General features: G+C 56.3%; 6 protein-coding genes. 2 read left to right on the plus strand and 4 right to left on the minus strand.

The features are described 5' to 3' along the window. The first annotated feature begins 93 nt into the window (after nt 1-93). Nucleotides 94-657, plus strand: coding sequence for a hypothetical protein (locus FHS84_RS08105; protein ID WP_166932766.1), 564 nt, complete (start codon nt 94-96; stop codon nt 655-657). Nucleotides 658-1,174: 517 nt separating this feature from the next. Beyond that, nucleotides 1,175-1,675, plus strand: a complete 501-nt coding sequence (locus FHS84_RS08110; protein WP_166932768.1) for an Imm26 family immunity protein — start codon at nt 1,175-1,177, stop codon at nt 1,673-1,675. Between the two features lie 191 nt (nt 1,676-1,866). On the opposite strand, the gene FHS84_RS08115 is transcribed toward FHS84_RS08110, so the two are convergent. The 4 genes from FHS84_RS08115 to FHS84_RS21535 all read right to left on the minus strand — a co-directional run. Further along, entirely contained in the window at nt 1,867-3,051 is a 1,185-nt protein-coding gene (locus FHS84_RS08115) for a glycoside hydrolase family 5 protein (protein ID WP_166932770.1), read from the minus strand. Between the two features lie 734 nt (nt 3,052-3,785). Beyond that, the gene (locus tag FHS84_RS08120) at nt 3,786-4,274 is read right to left on the minus strand and encodes a hypothetical protein (protein ID WP_166932772.1); all 489 of its coding nucleotides are present in this window, start codon (nt 4,272-4,274) and stop codon (nt 3,786-3,788) included. Between the two features lie 189 nt (nt 4,275-4,463). After that, on the minus strand, nt 4,464-4,814 hold the full coding sequence (locus FHS84_RS08125; protein ID WP_208393757.1) for a hypothetical protein: 351 nt from the start codon (nt 4,812-4,814) through the stop codon (nt 4,464-4,466). A gap of 1,021 nt (nt 4,815-5,835) precedes the next feature. Continuing rightward, a partial coding sequence (locus FHS84_RS21535) for a hypothetical protein (protein ID WP_208393758.1) occupies nt 5,836-6,017 on the minus strand: 182 nt, incomplete at its 5' end.

Here is a 6,017-nt window from a genome sequence, read left to right on the forward strand (position 1 = left end):
TGGTGTGATTGAGTGGGCGGCAGAATTTGCCATTCCGATCTCTCGCAGCCCTATTCTGTTGGGAGAAACTCGGCGACTAGTGCAGAGGCCACCATGCGCTCGCTTATGGCTTTTATCTTTGTTTTGATGTGCGCTGGCGCGCAAGACGCGCATGCCGAAACCTACACGAACCGAGATTACGGCTTTTCCGTTGATGTGCCCGAAGAGTTAGCGCGATGCGGTCCAGGCGAAGCCGATCATGGAGTCGGAGCCTACTTGGATGGAATGTCTGCCGCGGTGAATGACGGTTGCGCCGCTCGGCCAACTCGCCGCGTCTTCACGATATTTGCGGAATATTCTGACGACACGTCGTTGAAAGACGCATCTAGGATTGACTGTAAGCCCGACATTCGCTCAATCGTGAAACGCGCCCCTTCGAATTTGAAGCTGGGACATCGTGCTTCATTTGTGTGCCGCTACGACCAGGACGGCTGGATTGACGTGGTTGTCAGTACAGAATGCGCGGTTCCCCCATCCTTGAGCCGTATATGCCATGCTTGGCTTCACACGCGGTCCGAACACTTCAATGCTGACCTTCAGGTGTTCCGAAAGATCATCGATTCTGTCCGCTTTATTGAGGTCGTGGATTATGTGCCGGGCAAACCGTATCCTGAATGACTAGAAATGGCGGCGGGTTCGACGAGTGAGCGCAACACCTTCTAGTCTGGCAAGATCAGGAGGCGCTGTGAAGAACTTCATCGCTATGATTGTGGTCGGTGCGTTGGGCATAGGTTGCGCGGACGGGCCGGGCCCCAGGTCTGCGGTTCGCGATGCGGAAACCGCGATCCGTATCGGGGTCAATGCGTGCATTTCAAACTACTCGCAGCCTCCACGCAAAGACCTTCACGCCAAGTACAATGCTGGAATCTGGCATGTTTGGTGGGGCAACCAAGATGGTCGTGTTTTCACCTTCTCGGTGAATGTATATGCGGACACAGGAGCCGCGGGCTTGTGCGCGGTAGGAACCAATTAAGGCCAGCGGAATTGAATGGCCGGAGTTGGCGCAAGGTCGCCGTCCCGCCAAAGTCTGGAATGGGTGCAACTTCGGACCTAGGCTGGTCGTCCGGCTTGCGCCAGTTGCAGACATACCGATTATGATCAAACTATTTCGAACAACCGGGGGCGACTGCAGAAAATGAAAAAGAGAGCGCAAATCGGTGACGTCTTCACGGTCCCAATTGACAGCACGAAGCTTGGGATTGGTCAGATTATTGCGGACTGGAGAGGCGAACTCTACATTGTGATCTTTGACGCAGTTCGACCGTCCGGCACCGTTGATCCGCAGAGCGTGGTGACCGAAACTCCGTTGTTTGCTGCACTGTCACTAGACGCAAAGATCTATAACGGCGATTGGCATGTAATCGGAAACGTATGTTCGAACCTCAAAAGTTTCGCCCAGCCCGTCTTCAAGGTGAATCAAGGCGGCCAGACGTTCCTCGAGTCACGAGATCGCTCCGTTCTTCGACCCGCGTCTCACGCTGAGGCACAAACCTTGAGGTTTAGGACTGTCGTGGCGCCGGTTCGCCTTGAGAAAGCGCTAAAGGCGAACTTTGGCCAAGGCAATTGGTCCGAAAAATTCGATGAACTGCGGTATGACTATGCTCTCAGGTCCTCTCAATTCATCCGTGAGGAGTAGCTGCAGCTTCGCGTTGGGAAGGTCCGTTCGTGGCGCTTCTGCGACCTATTCTGAACGGCGAGTTTGGGGCCGGAAATGGAAGTAGCCGCTTCGGCAGAAACGCGCCAGACCTTGCCGTTCCCCGCATTTGGTCCATCGGCGAGAACTGCATTTGAACCGTCGTTTTCTCGCGATCTTCCTTGTGGCGCGGCCTAGAGCTTGCCCGCGCCTTTGAGGAGAGCCTCCAGGCCTTGCGGATCCTTGACGGCGCCGGTGCGGCGGTCGATGAGGTCGCCGATATCCCACAGGAAAGGCAAGAGGCCGTTGGCGCGCGCCTGCCGGGTGACATATTCCATCCAGTGCGCCCGCGACGCCAGGCTCAGCTTCAGGTCACGCGCCTGTTTGTGAATCGGCGCGCCGAATTCGCCGAGCACGACCGGGATGCCCTTGCTGGTGAACATCTGTTTCGCCAGCGCCATCTGCTGGTCGACGGCCTCTTCCTCGCCAAAGGTAGCATTGCGGTCCGGCTCGGTCGTGGAATGAAAATCCTTGCCCCAATAATAGGCCACGCGCCCCCAGCTGGCGTCCTCCGACAGGATGCAGAATGTCGGCGGCGAATAGTAATGCACCTCGAGCATCAGCCGGTTTGGGACCGTGTCGACCGGCATGCGGGTCCACAGCTTTTGCGCCATGTCGATGCCGGTGTTCGGCGCCTGCAGCACCAGAACGCGCCAGGCGTTCTTGCCGCCGGTGGACCGCACCGCATCGATGAAGGTCTGGTGATAGGCGTAAAGGACTTCCATCTGTTCTGCGGTGTCGCAGTTCGGTTCGTTCGCGCTGGCGAAAATCAGATGTTCGTCGAAGTCGCGAAAATGCGTGGCGATCTGCTCCCAGAACGCCTTCTGCTTGGCGATGACGGCGTCCTTCTTCTCCGGCTTGATGTTGTTCTCCAGCCAGCCGCCATCCCAATGGATGTTCAACACGACGGTGAGGCCCGCGTTGAAGCAGTACTGCACGATCTCCTTGACGCGATTGAGCCATGACTCGCGGATTTTCGCGGTGGTCTGGTCGGCGTACTGGTCCCAGGCACAGGGCAGGCGGATCGCATCGAAGCCGGCGGCCTTGTAGACGTTGATCAGTCCCTGCGTGATCAAGGGATTGCCCCAGCCGGTTTCCCCGCCGATCGCCTCGAGCGTGTTGCCGATATTCGTGCCAAGCCTGATGCGCCTGGCAATATCCGCCGCCGTGCTCGTCATACCGGACGGGTCTGCGGGACGTGGATTGGTGTTGTAACTGGGATAGAGCGCCGGACCGGCCGACCAGGCTGCACCGCCACTCGCGCCGAGGACGGTCAGCGCCGCCGTCGAAAGAAGAATCTGGCGTCGTCCGATATCCATGTGTCCCCCGCCGCGAAACGGCCTTTGGCTTTTCCCGCTCTCGTGTCGCACAGAGCACGGCCGTCAGCGGAAAAATGTTGCCAAACGGTTCCAGAGCGGGGCTAGCCGCTCAGGAGTGTTGCCAGACCCAGGCCGCGGTGGCGGCAAGCCCCGGAGCGGACAACGGAGCCGCGCAAAGTCCGTTTCGGCCAAAACCAGTCTTTCGAACTACTTCCGGGTTGCGCCAGCAACGGTCATTCGTTTGCCGTTTCAAGATTCAAATCTTGGGAGCCAGCCCGAAAATATTGATCCAAATTCCTGCAACTGACCACCAACATAGGCCCCTGGCGATCCAAACTAACCGAGCCAACTTGGGGTCATTCAACGCCCGATATTTGTCTTGGAATAGGATATAGCCTGACACTGCCCTGCTGAGCTGAATCGAGCACGGCAGGCCGACGGGCGCCCCTAACTTCCGCCAAGTGTCTTCATGGTGCATTTCAAGATAGCGCATTACCCGCACCGACATCGCGAGATAAGCGATTACGGTTGGCAACACGAATAGAAGCAGAAAATTATTCGAGTGAACAACGACCATGTTTTGCACGCTACGCCGATAACTTGTGTTTTCCATGCGGTACGGACATGCAGACGGTATGACCGGTATTGGCGCAAGCCGGACGACCGGCCGATGTCCGAAGTTACACCGTTTCCAGACTTTGCCCGGACGGCGACGTTGCGCCAATAGTTGCCGTTTAGTTGGAGGGCTGAATCGAGATCTTGGGCAGCCATCGGAACTCCAGATCGGAAGCCTCTATGATCCATCTTCCGGTGTCGTTCAGGGCACACCATTCAATCTCGTGAAGCAGGTTTCCGTTGCTCGATAGCCGAAGCTCGTCATACCGCCAATCTCGGTGACCGTTATCGGCATTCCAAACATCGAATTTGTAGGAATGGACATGAGGATAGAAGATTTCGATGTATCCGTCATGGTAGGCACCCAACAACCTTACGGTGAGCGACAGACTTCGCTTTTCTTCCCGTTCGCCGGATGAGTTCTCATTCATCGTGACGCTTTCCAACCACGCATCATGCGGGCAACGATGATCGCTAGGACGCCAGTACCAGTCTGACGAAGCAAGCGCGAACGCGTTCGGCGGGAACGCCGATTTCACGGATTCGAGATAATTCCAGTATCGCTGGAATTGGCTGTCATTGCGGCCGTCTGCCGAAAGGATGAACACAGCTTTCCGCCCCCGTGTTGAACTCACTCATTTTGCCTGGTTCGTTCATAGGCACCAGCCAATGTTCGATTTGACCCGAAGGGCAACTTCTGGCGCTAGGTCGCCGCCGGGCCTACGTCCGGTTTCCACCCCGAAACCAGCCGTTGCGAGCATATCGCAGAAGCGCCAGATTCGGACGTTCCCGGACACTTATTTCCTTCCATATCGGCTCGCAATCCACGCATCATTTTCTGCATCGGTATATCCGAGCAACATCCCTTCCTTGCGCTCGTCAGTGAGTGTCCATGCACCCAACTTTCCACGAAGCTCGATCATGGCATCGATACGCCATACGTCTTCGGGAGGGGCATACAGGATCAGGTGTACATCGCGGTGTGACCCTTGCGGTCCTGCGGGGATAGATTCGACAAGCTCTCGCTTGACGAACTCGCCGGTTTTAACGTGCCGATCAAACATCCGAAGGTAGCGGCGCAAGATCGCAACAAAATCACCGTCGACTTCGGAAAAGACCGCAAGCGGCTTCTCGCGCCTGAGCATCATGCCAAGTTCGCGGTTTGTGTGGACCTGGTACCCAAGGATCTCTTTGGACAAATGACGTGGTTTCGGCATAGCAAAGGCCAGTGTGACGGAGTCTCGGACAGCAGGAAAGCTACACTCGCCGGAATGTCGCGTTATGGCGCAAGGTCGCCGTCCCTCCAAAGTCTGGAATCGGTGCAACTTCGGACCTAGGCTGGTTGTCCGGCTTGCACCAATAGTTGCCGTTTGCGGCGCAAAGTTTCTGGGTGGTGTTTTCTGCACCTAGCCTGCTAACCTGAGGCGATGTTGCACACTCGCACCTTAGCCGGCTCGTTTGTCCTCGACGGGGAAAATTACGAGTGGGAGCTCCGCCGCGAACCTCAGTGGTGCACTGCGGATGGTTGGCAGGGGATGCAAATTGCTGTTCGCGCAGTGGACGCGGGCGGATGTGAGGCGCTTCTTCAGTTTCCAATGCCCAAGAAGCTCAAGGCGCGTGCTCGGGGCTATAGGCACCGACCACAGATCCAACAAGCAGAGTTGGACGCAGCTGTCAGAACCGCACTGTCGAGCGGATGGAATCCGCATGCGCGAGGCAAGCCATTTCAAGTTGATGTTTGATGCTAGAACGATCCGGGACGCGCGCCGACGTCCACTTCTGGCGCGTTCCAGCCGAAGGTGTGGGGCGAGCCCCAAATCCCCCGCCTCTTTTCAGATATATTGAGCGGATCGAAATTGGAGTCATTCCTGTGAACGATGAGTTAGCCAAGCTCTACACAGAGGTCCTTTCAGCGAAAGGGAATATTCGACTTTCGTGTCTACAAGTTATTCAACTTGCGGATCTATGCATTTCCAAGAATGTTGTCGTGGATACCGTCGAAGCGTTTGAAATCACGCACGACTCAGAATTGCCCAGGACCGACCTAAGCATGTATGGCCCGAACGAGAGTTCACTGGGGCAGGACTGGAAAACACGTGTACGAGTATCCTGCGATGAAGCCAGAACGATAGCTACGCAAGCGTTGCGCTCAAATACGGCAGTTGTTTTTCAAGTGTGGCTCGACGAAGAGCATTGATTAGTTCTCGCCACTTCAAGCCGATCGGCATTCAACACTGCAAATGTCCGAATCTGGCGGATTTTGTTGAAAAACGCCGCATTGAGACGCGCATAAAGCCCTGATTCACTGACGTTATCGAATCGGGGGGCGATGCGATGATGGGGCGGCAGGT

It is taken from the genome of Rhizomicrobium electricum, from assembly GCF_011762045.1.
In the GTDB taxonomy this organism is placed as follows: domain Bacteria; phylum Pseudomonadota; class Alphaproteobacteria; order Micropepsales; family Micropepsaceae; genus Rhizomicrobium; species Rhizomicrobium electricum.

Bases quoted from the DNA above. Each gene is read 5' to 3' on its own strand.
- FHS84_RS08105 (WP_166932766.1), top strand. From the start codon at position 94: ATGCGCTCGCTTATGGCTTTTATCTTTGTTTTGATGTGCGCTGGCGCG.
- FHS84_RS08110 (WP_166932768.1), top strand. From the start codon at position 1,175: ATGAAAAAGAGAGCGCAAATCGGTGACGTCTTCACGGTCCCAATTGAC.
- FHS84_RS08115 (WP_166932770.1), bottom strand. From the start codon at position 3,051: ATGGATATCGGACGACGCCAGATTCTTCTTTCGACGGCGGCGCTGACC.
- FHS84_RS08125 (WP_208393757.1), bottom strand. From the start codon at position 4,814: ATGATGCTCAGGCGCGAGAAGCCGCTTGCGGTCTTTTCCGAAGTCGAC.